This window comes from Tenacibaculum aiptasiae (assembly GCF_965221665.1).
Lineage (GTDB): Bacteria > Bacteroidota > Bacteroidia > Flavobacteriales > Flavobacteriaceae > Polaribacter > Polaribacter aiptasiae.
This window is the reverse complement of sequence record NZ_CBDCSN010000003.1, coordinates 1,233,178-1,253,465: the sequence shown is the minus strand read 5'-3', so window position 1 is coordinate 1,253,465 and position 20,288 is coordinate 1,233,178. Positions and strand designations below refer to the sequence as shown.

General features: G+C 30.6%; 18 protein-coding genes. 8 read left to right on the top strand and 10 right to left on the bottom strand.

The genetic code is table 11. The features are described from left to right. The first annotated feature begins 29 nt into the window (after nucleotides 1–29). From capA to ACOQN8_RS17220, 4 genes are all read left to right on the top strand, one after another. Nucleotides 30–1,028 carry a cysteate synthase gene (gene capA / locus ACOQN8_RS17235; protein ID WP_420553639.1) on the top strand — a complete coding sequence of 333 codons (999 nt, stop codon included), beginning with the start codon at nucleotides 30–32 and terminating at the stop codon, nucleotides 1,026–1,028. Between the two features lie 19 nt (nucleotides 1,029–1,047). Then, nucleotides 1,048–1,887: a helix-turn-helix domain-containing protein gene (locus tag ACOQN8_RS17230; protein WP_420553638.1), complete on the top strand. Its 840-nt coding sequence runs from the start codon at nucleotides 1,048–1,050 to the stop codon at nucleotides 1,885–1,887. Nucleotides 1,888–1,982: 95 nt separating this feature from the next. Further along, nucleotides 1,983–2,381: a GlcG/HbpS family heme-binding protein gene (locus tag ACOQN8_RS17225; protein ID WP_420553637.1), complete on the top strand. Its 399-nt coding sequence runs from the start codon at nucleotides 1,983–1,985 to the stop codon at nucleotides 2,379–2,381. 69 nt (nucleotides 2,382–2,450) lie between these two features. Beyond that, nucleotides 2,451–3,092 carry an MIP/aquaporin family protein gene (locus tag ACOQN8_RS17220; protein WP_420553636.1) on the top strand — a complete coding sequence of 214 codons (642 nt, stop codon included), beginning with the start codon at nucleotides 2,451–2,453 and terminating at the stop codon, nucleotides 3,090–3,092. 3 nt (nucleotides 3,093–3,095) lie between these two features. Here ACOQN8_RS17220 and ACOQN8_RS17215 read toward each other — a convergent pair whose 3' ends face one another. The 8 genes from ACOQN8_RS17215 to ACOQN8_RS17180 form a co-directional block, all read right to left on the bottom strand. Next, nucleotides 3,096–3,854 (bottom strand): hypothetical protein, encoded by a 759-nt coding sequence (locus tag ACOQN8_RS17215; RefSeq protein ID WP_420553635.1) that lies wholly within the window; start codon nucleotides 3,852–3,854, stop codon nucleotides 3,096–3,098. A 162-nt stretch (nucleotides 3,855–4,016) separates the two neighbouring features. After that, nucleotides 4,017–4,745: a tetratricopeptide repeat protein gene (locus tag ACOQN8_RS17210; protein ID WP_420553634.1), complete on the bottom strand. Its 729-nt coding sequence runs from the start codon at nucleotides 4,743–4,745 to the stop codon at nucleotides 4,017–4,019. Between the two features lie 135 nt (nucleotides 4,746–4,880). After that, the gene (locus ACOQN8_RS17205; RefSeq protein WP_420553633.1) at nucleotides 4,881–5,474 is read right to left on the bottom strand and encodes a phosphopantetheine-binding protein; all 594 of its coding nucleotides are present in this window, start codon (nucleotides 5,472–5,474) and stop codon (nucleotides 4,881–4,883) included. A 69-nt stretch (nucleotides 5,475–5,543) separates the two neighbouring features. Next, the gene (locus ACOQN8_RS17200) at nucleotides 5,544–5,867 is read right to left on the bottom strand and encodes a hypothetical protein (RefSeq protein ID WP_420553632.1); all 324 of its coding nucleotides are present in this window, start codon (nucleotides 5,865–5,867) and stop codon (nucleotides 5,544–5,546) included. A 15-nt stretch (nucleotides 5,868–5,882) separates the two neighbouring features. Next, on the bottom strand, nucleotides 5,883–6,692 hold the full coding sequence (locus ACOQN8_RS17195; protein WP_420553631.1) for a hypothetical protein: 810 nt from the start codon (nucleotides 6,690–6,692) through the stop codon (nucleotides 5,883–5,885). A 68-nt stretch (nucleotides 6,693–6,760) separates the two neighbouring features. Further along, the gene (locus tag ACOQN8_RS17190) at nucleotides 6,761–7,354 is read right to left on the bottom strand and encodes a hypothetical protein (protein ID WP_420553630.1); all 594 of its coding nucleotides are present in this window, start codon (nucleotides 7,352–7,354) and stop codon (nucleotides 6,761–6,763) included. Nucleotides 7,355–7,563: 209 nt separating this feature from the next. Further along, nucleotides 7,564–8,814: an exo-beta-N-acetylmuramidase NamZ family protein gene (locus ACOQN8_RS17185; protein ID WP_420553629.1), complete on the bottom strand. Its 1,251-nt coding sequence runs from the start codon at nucleotides 8,812–8,814 to the stop codon at nucleotides 7,564–7,566. Nucleotides 8,815–8,848: 34 nt separating this feature from the next. Further along, nucleotides 8,849–9,433 carry a GNAT family N-acetyltransferase gene (locus ACOQN8_RS17180; protein WP_420553628.1) on the bottom strand — a complete coding sequence of 195 codons (585 nt, stop codon included), beginning with the start codon at nucleotides 9,431–9,433 and terminating at the stop codon, nucleotides 8,849–8,851. A gap of 64 nt (nucleotides 9,434–9,497) precedes the next feature. On the opposite strand from ACOQN8_RS17180, the gene ACOQN8_RS17175 reads away from it, so the two are divergent. Both ACOQN8_RS17175 and ACOQN8_RS17170 read left to right on the top strand, forming a co-directional pair. After that, complete coding sequence (locus tag ACOQN8_RS17175; protein WP_299122790.1) at nucleotides 9,498–10,733, top strand: ABC transporter permease; 1,236 nt, start codon at nucleotides 9,498–9,500, stop codon at nucleotides 10,731–10,733. Nucleotides 10,734–10,755: 22 nt separating this feature from the next. Next, entirely contained in the window at nucleotides 10,756–12,117 is a 1,362-nt protein-coding gene (locus tag ACOQN8_RS17170) for a pyridoxal-phosphate dependent enzyme (RefSeq protein WP_420553627.1), read from the top strand. Between the two features lie 55 nt (nucleotides 12,118–12,172). Here ACOQN8_RS17170 and bglX read toward each other — a convergent pair whose 3' ends face one another. Further along, nucleotides 12,173–14,473, bottom strand: coding sequence for a beta-glucosidase BglX (gene bglX, locus ACOQN8_RS17165; RefSeq protein WP_420553626.1), 2,301 nt, complete (start codon nucleotides 14,471–14,473; stop codon nucleotides 12,173–12,175). A gap of 150 nt (nucleotides 14,474–14,623) precedes the next feature. After that, on the bottom strand, nucleotides 14,624–15,496 hold the full coding sequence (locus ACOQN8_RS17160) for an AraC family transcriptional regulator (protein ID WP_420553625.1): 873 nt from the start codon (nucleotides 15,494–15,496) through the stop codon (nucleotides 14,624–14,626). Between the two features lie 218 nt (nucleotides 15,497–15,714). On the opposite strand from ACOQN8_RS17160, the gene ACOQN8_RS17155 reads away from it, so the two are divergent. After that, nucleotides 15,715–18,687, top strand: a complete 2,973-nt coding sequence (locus ACOQN8_RS17155; RefSeq protein ID WP_420553624.1) for a SusC/RagA family TonB-linked outer membrane protein — start codon at nucleotides 15,715–15,717, stop codon at nucleotides 18,685–18,687. Nucleotides 18,688–18,699: 12 nt separating this feature from the next. After that, entirely contained in the window at nucleotides 18,700–20,241 is a 1,542-nt protein-coding gene (locus tag ACOQN8_RS17150) for a RagB/SusD family nutrient uptake outer membrane protein (protein ID WP_420553623.1), read from the top strand. The last annotated feature ends 47 nt before the right edge of the window (nucleotides 20,242–20,288 follow it).

Genomic DNA, 20,288 nt, shown 5'->3' with positions numbered 1-20,288 from the left:
CTCGTAATGACGTTTTTTTATTAAATATAATGGATAGAAATCAACAAATAGCCGATAATATACTAGCATTAGTAGGACAAACCCCTTTAATTAAACTACATAGAATTACAAAAGGCTTACCGGGTAATTTTTACGCGAAAGTTGAGGCATTCAATCCAGGGCAATCGGCAAAAGATAGAATAGCTTTGCATATTGTTGAAAATGCAGAGAAAAAAGGTATTCTGAAACCAGGAGATACTATTGTAGAAACTACCTCAGGAAATACAGGTTTTAGCTTAGCAATGATAGCTATGGTAAAAGGTTATAAATGTATTTTGGCAGTAAGCGATAAATCATCTCAAAACAAAATTGATGTTTTAAAAACAATGGGAGCTGAGGTTCATGTATGTCCAGCAAATGTAGCTGCAGACGATCCTCGTTCGTATTATGAAACAGCTAAAAGAATTCATAAAGAAACTCCAAATTCAATTTACATCAATCAATATTTTAATGAGTTAAATATAGAAGCGCATTACCATACTACAGGTCCTGAAATTTGGGAACAAACCGAAGGTAAAGTAACTCATGTTGTGGTAGCAAGTGGAACAGGAGGAACTATTTCTGGAACTGGACGTTACTTAAAAGAACAAAATTCTAATGTTCAAATTTTAGGAGTAGACGCTATTGGATCGGTAATTAAAAAATATCATGAAACTCGTGAGTTTGATTCAAACGAAATCTCTCCTTATAAAATAGAAGGTTTAGGGAAAAACTTAATTCCTTCATCAACAGATTTCGACGTTGTAGATATCTATGAAAAAGTAGCTGATAAAGAAGCTGCTTTGAAATCGAGAGAGTTGGTAAAAACTGAAGGGTTATTTTGCGGATACACTTCTGGAGCAGTAATGCAAGCAGTGCAGCAGTATGCCGATAAAGATATGTTCGATGAGCATAGTGTAGTGGTGGTAATCTTACCAGACCACGGAATAAGATACATGGACAAAATTTATTCTGACTCTTGGATGCAAGAGCAAGGTTTCTTAAATTAACAGTTTAAGAAATAGCTTAGTGAGTAAAATACCTATAGACAACATACCTGAATCTTATATAGAAAGTATAAAACTTCCTGAGCTTTTTGTATATGACCTCAAGATGAATGAGGATGCTATTAAAACCAAAGTAAATCTGAACATGCATATGTTTAGTTTTTTACAGAAGGGGAAAAAGCAGGTTCATTTTGCTGAAGACGCTTTTTTAGTAGATAATTCACAGTCAATTTTAATAAAGAAAGGGAATTGCCTTTGGAGCGAGTTATTAGATTCAGAAGAAACTTATTATTGTAAACTGTTATTCTTTTCGGAAGAAAAACTAAAAGAGTTTTTTCAAAAACATGGTCGTAGTACAGAAAAAGATATACAAGTTAATTCATGCTATGTAATAGAAAATGACGATTATATAGAATCTTATTTAAACTCACTGAATACCATTAAGAACACAAAGTCAGAGTTAGTAGAAAGTTTATTAGCTATTAAGTTTGATGAGTTATTGGTGTACTTAATTACCAAGTATGGCAAATCGTTTGAAGATTATTTGTTTTCGCTAATATCTAAAGAAACTTCACCTTTAAAAAAGACTATTGAGAAAAACCTTTATACATCACTTACCTTAGACGAAATAGCTTTCTTATGTAATATGAGTCTTTCAACTTTTAAAAGACACTTTATAAAAGAGTATAAGGAATCTCCAGGAAAATGGTTTAGAAATAAACGATTGAATAAAGCTAAAGAGCTTTTAGAAAAAGGAAACAAGAGTCCTTCAGATGTATACTTAGATTTAGGATATAATAATCTATCAAACTTTAGTGCAGCTTTTAAAAATCAGTTTGGAATCAATCCATCAGAAATTTAATTTGACCTTTTTTCATAACAAGATGAACCTATCTTGTAACTATTAAGCTTTGAAGTTACTGTAATTTTGCATCGGAAATATTAATAAATAAGAAGATGAATATTACATTAGAACAAGCAGAAAAAATAATTGTAGCAGCAAAAGAAAAGTCTGAAGCAATACATACTAAAATGAACATAGCTGTAGTAGATGCAGGAGCAAATCTAGTAGCTTTTTCTCGTATGGACGGAGCATGGTTAGGTTCATTAGATATCTCAATTAAAAAAGCAAAAACATCGCGTTTTTTTGATATGAATACAGGACTAATTGGAGAGTTATCACAACCAGGAGCACCTTTATTTAATATAGAGAACTCTAACAACGGATTGATTACATTTCCAGGAGGTGTACCTGTAAAGAATGCAGACGGAACTATTATTGGTGCTATTGGAGTAAGTGGTAGCTCAGTAGAAAATGATCATATAGTAGCAGAAGCAGGAGCAAACGCAATTTAAAAGAAGAAAAGGTGAAAGAGAGGGGGTAGCCATGGCTATCCTTTTTTTATTGAATATAGGTAAGTAATTATGAGAAAATATATAGCTGAGTTTATTGGGACATTTGCATTGGTTTTTTGCGGTACAGGTGCTGTAATTGTAAATTCTTTATCAGAAGGAAGCTTAGGGTTGTTAGGAATCTCAGCAGCTTTTGGAATTGTTATAATGGGAATTATTTATGTCTTTGGAGCCTTTTCAGGAGCGCATATCAATCCAGCGGTTACCATTGCTTTAGCAGTTGGTAAGTTAATGTCTAAAAGAGAGGTAATACATTATGTGATTGCTCAAGTACTTGGTGCTTTTTTAGCAAGTGTTTTATTATGCTTAGCCTTTCCAGAAACACAAACTTTAGGCGAAACTTTACCTAGTGGAGGTATAATCTCTTCATTTGTGCTAGAAACTGTATTAACATTCTTTTTGATGCTAACAATTCTGGGGGTAACGAGTCAAAAAGAGTACAGTTGTTTAGCAGGAATAGTTATAGGTGTTTTTGTAACTGGAATTATTTTAATTGCAGGTCCAATTTCAGGAGGTTCTTTTAATCCAGCTCGTAGTTTAGCACCAGCAGTACTTTCTAGAAATATTCATTCACTATGGATATATATTATAGCACCTGTATTAGGAAGTGTTTTAGCAATGTTATTATGGAAGTTTATGGTTAGTGAGGAGTAGTTTTTATTCATAATTAACCCTTTTAATATCTTTACATTCAATATGTGTTGTAAAAGTATTAAAGTTAGCTAGTTTAAATTCTTTAATTTTTTTCCAAACTCCATTATTGTTTTTGTATAATGATGTAAATTTAATCCCATCACATCGTCTCATTTTAATTATAGAAATTAATGCATATTTTTTATTATTTGAGAACATAGGTTTTGAAAAATGGAAATAAACAGTTTCTTCAGGGTTATTTTTATCGTCCATATTCCAACTTTTAACAAAATTATCATAGAACTTTTTGTTATGCCAAATTCTTTTTTTATTCCATAACCATTTCTTTTTTACAATTAATGTATATGGTTCTTTGTTGTTAATTAAACTGTCAAATTTCTTTTGGTCAATTCTGTATTTAACAAACCTTATTTTTTTAGTTTGTGGAGGGGATAAATAACGAATATAATTCTTCTTAGAAGAAACATATTTTACTTTATTTAAATTATAATCTTCCCAATTAATAGTATCTTTTTCAGCTTGTGTATAAATAAAATCGTTAGGAAAGTTTTTATTAGCTAATTTCAATTTTCTTATTTCATGATTTAGCCGTATTTCGTGTATTTTTTGTTGTTCAATACTTTTAGAAACTAAAAAAAAATATTTAAAATTTTCGGGAACTTCATCTTTAACGATTTGATTAATTAAATTTTCAATATCTGATTTTTGTCCAAATAAATTTAGACTACCAAAAATTAATATTATAATTAATACTTGCTTCATTAACATTATTGTTATGAGTTTATGTATGCGAGATAGTTCTTTTTTGTTGAGATGAATTCAATTAAAAGGTAATCTAATGATTTTTTTACATAATGTTTTATATACATTACTACAGATGTTTAAATTTTAACAATTTAGACACTAACCGAAGTAAATTTATTTCTATGGGTTACTACAGTTTTTATTTATTTTTTCAATTAATTCTTCTTTTCTTCTATCCCCTTTTTTAATTGCGGTTTTCCAATCCAAACAAGCTCTTCTAAGAAATCCTAATTGTAAAAATGCATTACCTCTATCATAAAACATTCTATAATCGGTTTCATCCAATTCGATAGCTTTATCATAATCTATGATTGCCTTTTCGTAATTATTTAGTTCTTCTAATGTAAAAGCACGAAGAGCATAGTATTCAGGGTTATTTGGTTTTAAGGCAATTATTTTATTGAAATCAATCAATGCTTTTTCGAATTGTTTAATAGTCCAATAAACACCACCTCTTGATTTGATGTAATCGTCGGCATTTGGATTTAACTCGATAGCTTTATTTATTAATTCAATAGCTTTTTTATAGTTATTAAGTCTGTTGTAACTTAAGCTCATGTTATAATATGCTTCGTCGTCTTTTGGATTTAATTTGATGACTAAATTTAAATCAGAAATTGCTTTCTTATATTGTTTAGTTTTTGAATAGTTATTAGCTCGGTTAAATAATGCATTGGAATGCTCTGGGGCTACACTAATTATTTTAGTTAATAATTCAATCGATTTTTTATAATTCTCTTTTTGTTCATATTTATATGCTTTTGCAATTAATTCATCATAATTGTTTTGACTATTACAGTCTAAAAAGCTAAATACTGAAAATAATAATATAATAAATCCTCTTTTCATTTGTGACTATGAGTTAATTCAAAATTACTTTTGTTGATATTTCTATTTGGTAAATTGGAAATTCTACCTAGTTTTCTGGGCTATTATTCATCCAAAGTTTTTTTAATTCTGTTGATGTCATTTTATTTTTTTGTTTTAATCAATTCCTAAATCATTTGTGAAAGAATGGTGTAATTCAATTTCACTTATAGGGATACCAATTCTATCTTCAACAATTCCACAAATGATTCGTTCAATTTCATACTTACTAGAAATATTTTCAATTGATATTAATTGTTCGTAATTCATAGAGATTATCCAATCGGTAAATTTTCGTAATGTATTTTCTGCTACTGGTTCGGTTCGGTCAAAAATTTTGAAACCTAAAAATTTAACTTCTTTATTTAACGTTTTATCTAAGTCTAAATCTACCAAATCAGGTATTTTTAATCCAATCTCATTCTCTAATAGAATCCAATCATTTTTTAAATCCGTTTTGTTTAATAAGTCTGATATTTTAGTATTTGGAGTAATATCTTCTTTTTTATTTTCAAATTGTTCCAAAGCTCTTCTGATTTTATAAAAAACTATTTGTGATAAACACTTTTTATTAGGTTTAAATTTAATTTTTTTAAATACAGAATCAGCCATTTGTTGAACTGTTACAATTTGTTCACATTCAACATTAGGGATTGATATCCCGAATTTATCTTCTATAGTCATTACTAATTCAACTGAATCTAAACCCATTTTGTTGTTTTATATGTTTACTAATTTGTTTAAATATAGAGTTTTCAATTGGTGAATAATTAGCTTATTTTATAACCATTCAATTTCGTTTCCAACTTCATCTTCTTCTATTTCTCCAACTTTGAAACCTAAAACATTTGTGGCAATTATTTTAATTTTAGATTTCCATTCTAGCCATTCTTCAAGCTCCATTGTAGCTTCAAAATGCAGACCACTAGGTTCTTCTGTGGCAAATATTGATTTCTCATTTTCGTTATAACTAAACCAATATGGTGTTCCGTTTTCTCCAAATCCATTCCAGCCTTCCATTTTTTCATAAATCAAAGGAACTTTATCTAAGATTGCTTTTGGTAAATCGTACCTTATATTCAAGTTACATTCGTGAAATTCCATGTTTGTATGTAGGTTTTATTTTTCGTTCAGCGTGTTTATGGTATCTAATAGCCAATCTTCATTTACTTTTTTTGATTTTTTATTTTCAATAACTTTCTTTTCTAGCAATGGAATAAACTCTTTAGCATTGAGTAACTCAATAGAATCTAAAATAAGAGAACAATTTCCGTCAATGTTTTCAAGTTCTTTTTTTAAAACTTCTTTTATTCGTTCATCTTTTCTTTGAGCTAAACCAGTAATAGCCTCATATTTTGTTTCTTCGTCTTTATCTGAAATTCTATTCCATAAAGCAGTTCTTATTTTCTCGTTATCTGTTTCAATTTGACTTCCGATTCCAAAAGTAGACCAATCCCTTATGTCAGAATCTTTATCATTTGATAGTTTTATTAAAGTATCTATAGCATTATCTTTTTCAACCGAAAGAAGAGAAAAAATTAAGCTACGTTTTACGGATACACTTTTATGGTTTTGAAAAGAACAAAGCAGTTCAACTTGTTTATTTGTTAATTTTTCATTGTTGTGTCCAACACCATATAATATTGAACTTATAACATTTTTATTAGTTTCGTGTTTTAATAAATCAAAGAATAATGTTATTATTTCTTTTTTATAAAGTCTTGGAAAACCAAATTGAGATAGTATATCTATTCCTATTATTCTTTCTTTAGCAAAGTTAGATTTGCTTAATAAAACACTTCTTTTAAAAATTTCGTCAGTTTTTCGCTTTCGTAATTCACCCACATAATTCCAATAGTTTTTCTTAGACTTATTTGTTAAAAGTCTAGTAAATATCTTTTCAGTTGTATAATTGGTTAATTTATTCACAGATGTTTTTAATGAATGGTTTATATATGGAGTGTATTTTTAGAGAGATGTTATAAAGTATAGTGTTTTTAATATTCTTCTTTTGGAAGCTTTTTATATTCGGATAATATTTTTTCTTTATCAGTTTTTGATAACCCAAAATTTGTGCGCATACTAGGAGGTAATTTAGGAATTTGATCGTCCATCATTAAAACATCTTGAACTAGATACCTTCCAATTTCTCTATCCCATCCAACACAGCCAGATTGAAAGTCTAAAAGATATGTTGTATCTTGGATTGCTTTCAAAACTAATTCAGTTTTATTGACAAAATCTTTTTTTCTTAATAGGCCTTCATATGCAATTGCTTTGACAGTCCCATTAGGGTATTTAATCAATTTTTGAAGCTCAGATTTTGTTGCGTGTTTCATGATCCATTTTCTTCTATCTACTTCATTTTTTGTAGAAACTCCCATTCCGCCAACACCACTTGTAATTCCTCGTAATTCTGATTTTAGTATAGAGTCTTTTATTTTTACTCTAATTCCACTCCAATTATAACTCCAATTAGGTTCGTAATTATTTGCAAAAACAATAATAGCTCCAATTGAAAGAATTGTCAAAATAGGGAATAAGATAGAGTATTGATTTCGTTTTTGGGTGTTTACGGAATTTCTTTTCATATTGGTTGACAATTTCTTTAAAGATAGACTTTTAGTTATCTGGGCCTATACTTTTCATTACTGATTAAATTAAACTTATTTAGGTGTACAAAGTATAATAGGAATAAACTCCATGCAATTTTTTCAAACAAATATAGTTAAAAAATATAGCGCATATACATGAAACCTATGTATATGCGCTATGCATTTTTATAATTAAGTATTGAGAGTTATTTATAAAGTAAATAATTACTTCTAACTTTTTTAAAATTTTCTAAATCTTTTTTCCAAGAGTTTTTAATCTCTTTTTCAGAGATACCTTGTTCAATTTGTTGTTGTAATTTCTTAGTTCCTGCTAGTTTGGTAAAAAAAGCATTGAAAAAGTCTTTTTTAGGAGAGTTTGTATAAGCGTTTAATAACCAAGAAAGATTTAATTCAGCTAAGTAAGGAGTTTTTCTTAAATCTTCACCATAACATAGTTCACTTTTAAACTTAGGGTATTTAGCACCTTCGTTTGGTAGGGGAGTAAAACTAAATTTAGCATTAGTTATAAATGGAGAACCATAAATTTGAAACTGCTTATCCGTTCCTCTTCCAGCAGAAACCTTTGTTCCCTCAAAAAAACATAAACTAGGATATAAGTTTATAGATGTATCATTAGGTAAATTAGGAGAAGGTTTAATTGGTAAGCTGTATTTGTAATCGTGTGTATAGTTTTCTAACGGAATTACAGTTAAATCACATTGGATTCCTTCTTTTAACCACTTTTCACCGTTAATCATTTGTCCGTATTCACCAATAGTCATTCCGTAAACTACAGGAACAGGATGCATCCCTACAAAGCTTTTATGTTCAGATTCTAATACAGGACCATCAATATAATATCCGTTAGGGTTAGGTCTATCTAAAACAATAACTGGAATGTTAGCTTCAGCACAGGCTTCCATAACATAATGTAAAGAAGAAATATAAGTGTAAAAACGAGCACCTACATCTTGAATATCAAAAACGACAACATCAATACCTTTTAACTGTTCAGCAGAAGGTTTTTTGTTTTTTCCGTATAACGATATAATAGGTAACTTTGTTTTAGTGTCAATACCATCTACAACAGTTTCACCAGCATCTGCTTTTCCACGGAAACCATGTTCAGGAGCAAAAACTTTTTGAACGTTAATTCCATTGTAATCATTTAAATAATCAACTAAATGAAATTGAACTAACTTTGAACCCATTACGTTTGGAGCTACTTCGGCTCTTTGTAAAACTTCTAAAACAGATGTTTGATTGGCTACAATAGCAACGTTTTTACCCTTTAGTTTTGGTAAGTATAAATTAATTCTATCAGCACCAGTTCTTACTTGTAAAGTTTCTGTTTCTTTTATAGCTTTTTTAGTTTTTGATTTCTGTTGTTGAGCACAAGAGTTTAGTTGAAAGCTGATAAAAATTAAACATAAAAGGTGGTTAAAAGTTCTCTTCATTTAAATGTATGTTTTTAAAAGATAAAGTTACAGTTTAAAAATCTTTTCGTAAGAAAAATAGTGGATAATTTAAACTATGAGTTTCTCTTACAATTTTAAAGCCAAATTTTTTATACAGCTTTAAATTCTCTTTGGTAGTAGTTTCTATAATACAAGGAAGTTGATTGTTTTTAAAATGCAAAAGCACTTCCTTAATGAGTCGAACACCAATGCCCTTGTGTTGATGCTCGTTAAGCACACCCATAATAATTGGATGAATATGTGGTGTTTTTATATGGTATTTGTTTAATTCACGCTCTCTTTTTAGTACTTTAAACACATTAAAAAATCCAATGGTTTTAATAATTAAAAGAAGTTTCCAATAAGAGTTTTTTAAGGTTGTTTTTTTTAAATGTGGATAGTTGATAAGTAGGCACGCCTTTTTATTGTCAGAAATAAAGACTTCACCAAATTCAAAAGAAGTTAAAAATAGATATTCCATTAAAAAACGAAGACGTTTATTTTTTTTGGAATCTTGTTTTACAACAAAGCTTATAGAATTGTCTTTTTTGATGTTGACAAAAGCACTGTATAAAATATCAGTAACTAATTCTTTGTCAGAAAATGAAGCTTTAATCATGATAAATAATATTATTTAAAGAAGAATTAATTACTTTTGGATTTACTTAAAAAAATAACAACTTTTGAATTTCGAATTATTTATAGCTAAACGAATTATTGCTGGTAAAGAGCATAAAAGTAGTATATCATCACCAATAATTAAAATAGCTACAATTGCTATTGCGTTGGGTATTGCTATTATGTTAATATCAGTATCGATAGCATCGGGTTTTCAAAAGAAGATTAGAGATAAAATGTCTGGCTTTAAAGGGCACATTCAAATTGTAAATTACGATAATAATAACTCTGATTTATCTACAGTTCCAATTGATAAGAACCAAGATTTTTATCCTGAGTTTAAAAACATTGATGGAATTAAAAACGTACAAGTTTTTGCGAATGTAGGAGGGATTATTAGAACCCCAACCGATTTTGAAGGGATTATATTTAAAGGAGTATCGTCTGATTATGATTTTTCTTTTTTTAAAGAATATTTAAAAGAAGGAAGACTGCCTAACTTTAATCAAAGAAGAAATAAAGAGATATTAATATCAGAATCGATTGCGAATCGCTTAAATTTTAAATTGAATGATACTATTGAAACATTGTTTAGTTCTGAAAAAAGTAAATTAAAACATAAAAGACGTAAACCTGTTATTGTAGGGATTTATAATACAGGACTAGAGCAGTTTGATAAATCTATATTGATTGGAGATATTAGAGAGGTACAAAGAATTAATAGTTGGAGCGATAATCAAATAGGAGGTTTTGAAGTTGTAATTGATGATTTTGATATGCTAGCAGAAAAAGGAGATGAAGTTTATTCAAACGTAGGAGCGACTTTAAATAGTAGTACCATTGTAGAAAGTAATCCATTAATCTTTGATTGGATTAAACTTTTTGATAATAATGTTCGATTTATTATTGCAATCATGATTTTAATTGCAGGAATAAATATGATAACAGCTTTATTAGTGCTGATATTAGAACGTGTTAAAATGATTGGTATTCTTAAAGCATTAGGAAGTGTTAATTGGAGTATAAGGAAAATCTTTTTATACAATGCTTTTTATTTAATATTGAAAGGGCTTTTCTGGGGGAATATTATTGGTGTTACTTTATTATTTATTCAGAAATATTTCAAGCCTATAACATTAGATCCTGAAACCTATCACGTGTCTTCAGTGCCAGTTGAAATTAGTTTTTGGGTTATCTTATTGTTAAATATAGGGACACTTATCCTATGTTTTTTCATGTTAATAGTTCCGTCATATATAGTAACCAAAATACACCCTTCAAAATCCATTCGATTTGCATAAATTTGCAGCATAATTTTAGAAGATGAAATACGCAAAAAATATATTAGAGACTATTGGGAATACACCTTTAGTTCAGTTAAATTCAGTAACAAAAGAAGTAGATGCTTTAGTATTGGCTAAGGTTGAAACATTCAATCCAGGGAATTCAGTAAAGGATAGAATGGCGTTAAAAATGATTGAAGATGCAGAAGCAGATGGTCGATTAAAGCCAGGAGGAACTATTATTGAAGGTACTTCAGGAAATACAGGAATGGGATTAGCTTTAGCAGCAATTATAAAGGGATACAAATGTATTTTTGTAATTTCTGACAAGCAGTCTAAGGAAAAGATGGATATTTTAAGAGCTGTAGGAGCAGAGGTAGTTGTTTGTCCAACAAATGTAGAGCCAGATGATCCACGTTCTTATTATTCAGTATCAAAAAGATTAGGAGAATCAACACCAAACTCTTGGTATGTAAACCAGTATGATAACCCATCAAATGCAAAAGCGCATTACGAACAAACTGGACCTGAAATTTGGGAGCAAACAGAAGGTAAAATAACACATTTTGTAGTTGGAGTAGGAACAGGAGGTACTATTTCTGGAACAGCTAAATATTTAAAAGAAAAGAATCCAAACATTAAAATTTGGGGAGTAGATACATATGGTTCTGTATTTAAGAAGTATCATGAAACTGGTATTTTTGATGAGAACGAAATATATCCATATATCACAGAAGGAATTGGAGAAGATATTTTACCTAAGAATGTAGATTTCTCTTTAATTGACGGGTTTACTAAAGTAACAGATAAGGATGCTGCTGTTTATACAAGAAAAATAGCTAAGGAAGAAGGTATCTTTGTAGGAAACTCAGCAGGATCAGCAATTAAAGGATTGTTACAATTAAAAGATGAGTTTAAAAAAGACGATGTAGTTGTTGTATTATTCCACGATCACGGAAGTAGATATGTAGGAAAAATGTTTAACGATGATTGGATGCGTGATAGAGGATTCTTAGAAGAAGAAGTTACTACTGCTGAAGATTTAATCAAGTCGCATATTGATAAGCCATTAGTGACTGTACAAACTGAAGAATTAGTTTCTCATGCAATTGAAAGAATGCGTGATTTTAAAATTTCACAAATTCCTGTAAGAGATGCCAATGGATTTGTAGGTTCGGTAGATGAGTCAACATTATTACGTAGCTACTTAGAAGATAAAAATATAGCAGATAAGCCAATTAAGGATGTTATGGGGGCTAAGTATGCAGAAGTTAAATTAAATGCTTCTATTGATGAGGTTTCTAAGTTAATTTCTAAAGAGAATCAAGCAGTATTAGTTGATTTAGAAAATGGTAAGCACCATATTATTACTAAATACGATGTAATTAGCGCAATAAGTTAATTTATAGAGATATAAAATAAAAAGGCCCGTAAGTAACTTACGGGCCTTTTTATTGTTAAGGAATTAATTCAAACTGTCCTTCTAATGTTGTGGTGGAGCTGCCACCAATAAAAACTTTAAAATCTCCAGGTTCAGTAATGAATTCCCCATCATTATTATAAAATCCAAGAGTATTTTTGTCGAGAGTAAATTCTACAGTTTTAGTTTCTCCAATTTTTAATTCAATTAATTCAAATCCTTTTAACTCTCTTACAGGTCGTGTGTTGCTACCAACCATATCACGAATGTATAGTTGAACAACTTCTTTACCGTCGTATTTACCAGTGTTGGTAACATTTACAGATACTTTAATAGAATCGTTTATCGATATTGATTTTTTACTAATTCTAAAGTTTGAATAGTTGAAGGTAGTGTAGCTTAGGCCGTGACCAAAAGGGTATAGCGGGGTGTTTTCAACATCAATGTAGTGAGACCAAAATACGTTATTGTCTTTGTCTATTGGTCTTCCTGTATTTTTATAATTATAGTAAATAGGAATTTGACCAACGTTTCTTGGAAAAGTCATCGGAAGCTTTCCACTAGGGTTATAATCACCATATAAAACTTGAGCAATAGCATTCCCAGCTTGTGAACCTAGTTGCCAAGCTTCTACAATTGAAGGGATGTTTTCAGAAGCCCATTCAATAGCTAAAGGTCTACCGTTGTTTAATACAAGTACGATGTTTTTATTTACTTTATATATTTCTTCTAATAATTCTTGTTGAAGTCCAGGTAAATCTATGTCGCTTCTACTTCTTCCTTCACCACTTTGAAAACCATGTTCTCCAAGTACCATAACTACTACATCCGATTTTTGTGCAGTTGCTACAGCATGTTTAAACTCACTTTTATCCGTGTAATTTATTTTTACTTCGCTGGTAAAAGAAGTCTTTTCAGTAATTAAATCAACTCCTTTGCTGTAGTTCAAAGTGTTGTCTTTGTATTGTTGCATTCCTTCAAGAACAGATATAGAAGTGTTGTCATCAGAAGCAATACGCCAGCTACCTAAAGGACTGTTTTTGTCGTTTGCTAATGATCCTATAAGCGCGATTTTTTGACCACTCTTTTTAAGAGGCAATAAATCGTTTTCGTTTTTTAGTAATACGATAGATTTTTTTGCTACATCTAAAACAGCTTCTTGATGTTTAGGATTGTATAAAGAGTTTTTTTCGTTTTCTTCGTTACAGTATTTGTATGGATCATCGAATAAACCTAATTCAAATTTTACTCGTAAAATTCTTCTAGCTGCATCATTAATTAAGGATTCATCTACTTTACCATCTTTAACTAATTGAGCTAATTCTTTTACATAAACATAGCCTTCCATATCCATGTCAGAACCAGCAATAACAGCTATTTCAGCTGCTTCTTTTTTATTTTTGGCATGCCCCCAATTAATCATTTCATTAATAGATGCCCAGTCTGATACAACAAATCCATTAAAGCCCCATCCGTTTTTTAAAATGTCTCTTTGTAAGTAACTACTTCCCGTAACAGGTACACCGTTAAGTTCGTTAAAAGAATTCATTAAAGTCCTAACACCTGCATTAACTGCAGCTTTAAAAGGAGGTAGTACAACATTATGGAGAGTAGAAGTACCAATGTCAACAGTATTATACTCTTTACCCGCTTCAGAAAAACCGTAAGCAGCAAAATGTTTAGCACAAGCAACAATGGTGTGTGGTGATTTTAGGTTAGTACCTTGAAAACCTTGAACTCTAGCGACAGCTACCTTACTTCCTAAAAAAGGATCTTCACCAGCTCCTTCCATTACACGTCCCCATCTAGGATCTCTTGATATATCTACCATTGGCCCAAAAGTCCAGTTAATTCCAGCGGCAGAGGCTTCTTTTGCTGCAACACTTGCAGACTTTTTTATAGCTTCTAAATCCCAGCTAGCAGCCTCTGCTAAAGGTATTGGACTCAGTGTTTTGTACCCATGAATTACATCAAAACCTATAATTAAAGGAATACCTAATCGAGTTTCTTCTACGGCAATTTTTTGTACAGCTCTTACATTTTTTACACCTCTTACATTCAGCATTGAACCAATCCACCCATTTTTAAGATGTTGGTATTTGGTTTCAGCACTTCCTTCTTTTGGAGCAGGTCCAGTAAGATCCCAAAAACCATTATATTGATTCATTTGCCCTACCTTTTCTTCAACGGTCATTTTTTCTAAGAGGGAATCAATTTTCTTTTCAATTTCTGTGTTCATCATTATATCACCTTTCTTGTGTTGTTCATTTTTTGAATAACATCCAACAAGAATGATTAACGAGCTTACGATTACTATTGGAATAATAATTTTTTTCATGTTTTTAACTTGTGGAATTATGTTTTGAACTAATGTTTATAGTATGCAAAATTAAAAGAAAGAGTGTTTGAAAAGTATACATAAATAATCAAAAGGTGGTATTTTTTTAAACTTATTGTTTTTTATGTGTTTTTAAATGACAAAATAGTATTATAGTACTTTTTGTATTCCTTTGAACTCAGTTTTGAACTCGCTAGGGGTGCAGTTTTTTACTTTTTTGAAGATTCTGTTAAAGTTAGCAATGTTGTTAAAACCACATTTAAAAGCGATTTCACTAATGCTTAAATCGGTTTCTAGTAAGAGTCGTGTGGCTGCGCTTACGCGGGTGCTGTTTAGGTATGCAATGAATGTTTTTCCTGTGCGTTTTTTTATGAATCTATTAAATGATACTGGGCTCATATTGATGAGTTTAGATATCTCGTCAAGAGTAATTTTCTTATGATAATTCTCTTGTATGTATTCGTATATCTTTTTAATTCTATCGCTGTTTTCGAAGTTTTCAATATTAGAAAAGGTTGTGGATAAGAGCTTTTGGTTTCTAGAGGTGGAAAGGTCGTGTAGTATAGAGATGAATTCTATAAAGTAGTCAATTCCAGAGGTTTTTGGGAGGTTTTTTAGCCTGGGCATAACTTCTTTTGTTGTTTTTTCAGAAAAAAGAATTCCATGAATAGATCTATTAAACATATCTCTTATGGATTTGAAAACTCTTCTAGAAAGTAGTTTTTCGTCTAGTAAATCATTATGGATATGAACGGTTACTTCATGTATTTCTTTATTGGTGCACTCGTGAAGTTCCCAGCAATGTGGAAGATTAGGTCCAACAAGTACTAGTTCGTAATCGGAAATTTTTTCAATATGATCTCCTATGATTCTTCTAACTCCAGCTCCTTTGTGGATTAGATTTATTTCATATTCAGGATGAAAATGTAAAGGGAAGTCAAATTCGTCTTTTATTCTATAATATACTAAAAAGCTGTCTGAAGGAGATAGTTGAGTGATCTCTCTGTGAATGTTGTTTTGCATTTTTTTTATGGTTTTATGGTTCAATAATATAAAAAATATATTACTAAATGACAAAAATATATTATTAAGAAGCTTTTTTAAGGTATAGTTTTGTATCATCTAAATCCTTTTCGTAAACTGTAGACTAATTTGAGTAATCTTTAATTATTTACGAAGTCTTTAAAAAACGAATGAGATTATTAGTGATATAACAGAAAAATATAATTTAATTATTAATTATGAAAAACAGTTTTTTTAGAAAGTTAATACTTTTATCTGCTTTTCTTCTAAGTGTTTACGGGTATTCACAAACCGTTAAAGGGGTTGTGACAGATAATTTAGGAGAGGTAGTAGGAGTAAATATTGTAGTAAAAGGTACAACTATAGGTGCAGTAACTGAAATGGATGGGTCTTATACAATAAATAATGTAAAGCCAGATGCAATCCTTGTTTTTAGTTTTGTTGGGTATAAAACAAAGGAGGTAAATGTAAATGGAAGAAAGATTATAAATGTTTTATTAGAAGAGGATTCTAACAATTTAGATGAAGTTGTAATTGTTGGTTATGGAGCAAAAAAGAAAAGTTTAGTTACTGGTGCTATCTCTAGTATAGATAGTAAAGAGATAAAAAGTGTTTCTAGTCAAAGAGTAGAGCAAGTTTTACAAGGTAGAACCTCAGGGGTTACAGTTGTAGCTTCATCAGGTTCTCCAGGTTCTGGAGCAAAGATAAGAATTAGAGGTGCTGGTTCTAATGGTAATTCTGATCCATTATTTATCGTCGATGGAATGAAGGTGGCTAATTTAGATAATTTACCTCCAAGTGATATTGAAAATATTGAAGTTTTAAAGGATGCTGCTTCTTCTGCTATTTATGGGACTGAAGGTGCAAATGGTGTTGTAATTGTTACAACAAAAACAGGAAAAAAAGGAGGGTTGAAAGTTAGTGTTAATTCTCAATTTGTTTCTCAAAGTGTAAGAACAGATATGAAGTTAATGAATGCTTCTCAATTTGTTACTTATATGAATGAAGCAGGTCAAACAGGTGTAGTAAATAATGGTTATGATACTAATTGGATTGATGAAACATTTGTTACAGCTCCAATGTATAGGAATGATGTGAGTTTATCTGGGGCAGGAGAGAAAGGATCGTATTATTTTTCTGCATCTAATTTGAATCAAAAAGGTATTGTAGGAAAAGATAATTCATCTTTTAAAAGAACGACCTTTAGATTGAATCTTAAAGGAGAATTAACAAACTGGTTGGAAGTTGGATTAAATGCTACGTATTCTATAACTGATAAAAATGGTATTACAGAGAACAGTGATACTAGAGGGGTTATACAAAATATGTTAATAATTGATCCTTTAACTCCTGTTACATATCCTAATGGGCAAGTGCCTCAAACAGTAATTGACAATGCTACAAATAATGGAGTACCATTATTACTAGATGCTAATGGTAATGTATATGGATATCCAAGTTTTTCTACAGGAGAGGTTGTAAATCCTGTGGCGTATTCTAATGTGATGAATAGTAATGTTACAGATGCAACTCAATTTTTAAATACTACCTATTTTAAGTTTAAGATTTTAGAAGGTTTAACTTTTACAACTAGACTAGGATTAGAGCAAAATACATGGAGTACTGTAAATACTAATTATCCTTATTATGTTTCTTCAGAAGCTCAAAATACAACTTTAACTAGGTCAACGGCTGATGTTGAAAGTAACAGATGGTTATGGGAAAACTTTGCAACTTATACTAAAGAAATCGAAGAGCATAGTTTTACAGCTTTAGTAGGTTATTCAGCAGAGGACACTAGGACTACTACAAAGTTAGTGGATACTCAAGGAGTAAGTCCTTTTGTACCAGTATACAGAAATAATTTAGTTTCAGCTTTTGGTAGATTGTCATATGATTACTCAGGTAAGTATTTATTAGAAGCGTCGTTTAGAAGTGATAGATCAGATAAGTTTCCTACAAAAAATAAAACAGCATTTTTTCCAGCTGTATCAAGTGGATGGGTAGTTTCTAAAGAGAATTTCTGGAATGAAGATTCAAAAATTGATTATTTAAAAGTAAGAGCAAGTTGGGGGCAAAATGGTAGCTGGGGTAATTTACCAGGTAATACAGATAGAACTTTTATTACTCAATTACATGGAGGAAATCCAATTAATTATTTAGGTTCTTTAGGTTCGCAAATTACAAGTTTTGCTAATGAAAACTTAGTATGGGAAACATCAGAACAATTAGATTTAGGGGTAGATTTAAAAGCTTTTAATAATAGAATGAACTTCTCAGTTGACTATTATGTTAAAACAACAAAAGATTTAATTGTAAATGATGGAAGTTTAATAACACCAGGTTCAGCAGGATTTGTTTTTAGTCCGTTTAATGCAGGAACAATTGAAAATAAAGGTTTTGAATTTGAGTTAGGTTATGGTGATGAATCAGAAAGTGGTTTTAGATACGATGTAAATCTTAATTTATCTACTTTAAATAATGAAGTAACAGAAGTATTATTTGTGCCAGAAGGAACTTCAATAGTTGGAGCAAGTGCGCCGCAAAATAGTGATGGCGTTACTCGATTTACAAAAGGATTACCGGTATGGTATTTCTATGGGTATAAAACTAATGGTATTGATCCAACAACTGGGCAAATTAATTTAGTAGATACTAATGGTGATGGTTCAGTAAATAATGCTGATAAAACAATGATTGGTTCACCGCATCCAGATGTATTGTACGGAGGTAATGTTAGTTTAGGATACAAGAATTTCGATTTTAACGTACAGTTTCAAGGAACAATAGGAAATGATATTATGGCTACATATCATCAGCCATCAAGACCTATAACGAACAAACCAATACATTTTTACAATAACAGGTGGACTCAAGCAGGAGATAATGCATCTTTTCCAGCTGCGCAATACGCTAATACAGCATATGATACAGATTTAGTGGTTGAAGATGGATCGTATTTAAGAATTAAACAAATTCAACTAGGATATAGAGTTCCTAAATCTTTAACAGATAAATTACATCTTAACAATTTAAGAGTTTATGTGTCTTTAGATGATTATTTCACTTTTACTAATTATAAAGGTCTTGATCCAGAGATTGGAAACTTTGGAAATAATGATATCGGTGTAGATAGAGGTTATTATCCAACACCAGGAAAAGCATTGTTAGGACTATCATTAGATTTTTAATATTTATAAATTATGAAAAAACAATTTTTAACAGTTATAGCAATACTTTTAATAGGGGTGTTTGCTTGTGATAAAGATTTTACAGTAAATCCTCCACAAAATGTACAGGACTTAGAAACGTTCTTTTTAAAGGAGGAAAATGTTGAGTCTGCAGTGATAGGTATCTATGATTTAATGCAATATAATTATGGAAGAGATTGGCATAGTGCCTTTTTAGTAAAATTATTACCAGGAGATGATGCTAATGCAGCAGGAGGTAATTCTCAAGATCAACCACAATTACAAGATATAGATGATTTTACAAATGTTTCGTCTTCAAATGCGTCAATATCAAGTGTATGGGATTTGTTTTACAGAACAATAGCCTTGTCTAATTTAGTGATTGAAAATGTAAAAGATTCTAACTTAAGTAATAAGGATAGGGCTTTGGCAGAAGCTAAATTTATGAGGGCATGGTGTTATTTTGAGTTAACTACAATGTTTGGAGATATTCCTTTACGTTTAACAGTACCAACAACACCAGCAGAATTTGGAATTGGTAAATCTACAAGAGCAGAAATATACACTCAGATAGAAGCAGATTTAACAGATGCAATAGCGTCATTACCAGAAAAATCTGCGTTAGGAAACTCTTTTAGAGTTTCGAAAGGAGCAGCAGAAGCTTTAATGGGGAAAGTTTTAGTCTTTCAAGATAAAAACTCGGAAGCAATACCATTTTTTCAAAGTGTTATTTCAAATTCATCTCACGATTTAGAAGCATCACCAAATGATATTTGGAGTATTGATAAAGAGTTTGGTAGAGAATCTTTATTAGAAATAGGATATGTTTCAACAACGGGAAGAGATTGGGGAAATATAGCTTGGGGAGGAAGAAACGAGAGTAACTTACATATTCAGTTAATGGGGCCTAGAGGAGATGGTATTTTTGATGTTGCAGCGGTTAATTTATTAAATGGTTGGGGATTTAATTTACCAACAAAAAAATTAGCAGATGCTTTTACGGCAGCAGGAGATACAGATAGAAAAGGGGCTACTTTAATGACTGAAGCTGAATTGATAGCAGCAGGAGGAAGTGTAGATCAATCGGCTGCTCCTGGAGGTGCTGTTTGGGATTATGAAGGCTCTATAAGAATAAAATATAGTACAAAATCTGAAGATACTAGTTCAGGTGGAGTAAAAGAATTGAATTATTCAACAAACTTTAGATTGTTCCGTTATGCAGAAGTTTTATTACTAGCAGCTGAAGCTTATAATAAAACAGGACAGGATGCACAAGCAAGAACGGAGTTAAATAAAGTGAGAACAAGAGCTGGACTTCCAGATGTTGATCCAACTTTATCTGGAAACAATTTATTTGAAGCAATTGTTAGCGAGAAGTTTTTAGAGTTAGCACATGAAGGTCAGCGTTTTTGGGATTTAGTACGTTGGGGTAAAGCAGCAACTGAACTAGTAGGTACAGGATATGCTCCTAAAAACGATTTATTTCCAATACCAATTACAGAAATTGATAAGAACTCTAAGTTAACGAGTGCTGATCAAAACCCAGGATATTAAAAAAACTTTGTTTTATTATTGACTTAACTAGGTAGTTAGTTGTTAAA

What these genes read in the sequence shown, in the direction of transcription:
- capA (WP_420553639.1), top strand. Translation starts at nt 30, where the DNA reads ATGGATAGAAATCAACAAATAGCCGATAATATACTAGCATTAGTAGGA.
- ACOQN8_RS17225 (WP_420553637.1), top strand. Translation starts at nt 1,983, where the DNA reads ATGAATATTACATTAGAACAAGCAGAAAAAATAATTGTAGCAGCAAAA.
- ACOQN8_RS17220 (WP_420553636.1), top strand. Translation starts at nt 2,451, where the DNA reads ATGAGAAAATATATAGCTGAGTTTATTGGGACATTTGCATTGGTTTTT.
- ACOQN8_RS17215 (WP_420553635.1), bottom strand. Translation starts at nt 3,854, where the DNA reads ATGAAGCAAGTATTAATTATAATATTAATTTTTGGTAGTCTAAATTTA.
- ACOQN8_RS17210 (WP_420553634.1), bottom strand. Translation starts at nt 4,745, where the DNA reads ATGAAAAGAGGATTTATTATATTATTATTTTCAGTATTTAGCTTTTTA.
- ACOQN8_RS17205 (WP_420553633.1), bottom strand. Translation starts at nt 5,474, where the DNA reads ATGGGTTTAGATTCAGTTGAATTAGTAATGACTATAGAAGATAAATTC.
- ACOQN8_RS17200 (WP_420553632.1), bottom strand. Translation starts at nt 5,867, where the DNA reads ATGGAATTTCACGAATGTAACTTGAATATAAGGTACGATTTACCAAAA.
- ACOQN8_RS17190 (WP_420553630.1), bottom strand. Translation starts at nt 7,354, where the DNA reads ATGAAAAGAAATTCCGTAAACACCCAAAAACGAAATCAATACTCTATC.
- ACOQN8_RS17185 (WP_420553629.1), bottom strand. Translation starts at nt 8,814, where the DNA reads ATGAAGAGAACTTTTAACCACCTTTTATGTTTAATTTTTATCAGCTTT.
- ACOQN8_RS17180 (WP_420553628.1), bottom strand. Translation starts at nt 9,433, where the DNA reads ATGATTAAAGCTTCATTTTCTGACAAAGAATTAGTTACTGATATTTTA.
- ACOQN8_RS17170 (WP_420553627.1), top strand. Translation starts at nt 10,756, where the DNA reads ATGAAATACGCAAAAAATATATTAGAGACTATTGGGAATACACCTTTA.
- bglX (WP_420553626.1), bottom strand. Translation starts at nt 14,473, where the DNA reads ATGAAAAAAATTATTATTCCAATAGTAATCGTAAGCTCGTTAATCATT.
- ACOQN8_RS17160 (WP_420553625.1), bottom strand. Translation starts at nt 15,496, where the DNA reads ATGCAAAACAACATTCACAGAGAGATCACTCAACTATCTCCTTCAGAC.
- ACOQN8_RS17155 (WP_420553624.1), top strand. Translation starts at nt 15,715, where the DNA reads ATGAAAAACAGTTTTTTTAGAAAGTTAATACTTTTATCTGCTTTTCTT.
- ACOQN8_RS17150 (WP_420553623.1), top strand. Translation starts at nt 18,700, where the DNA reads ATGAAAAAACAATTTTTAACAGTTATAGCAATACTTTTAATAGGGGTG.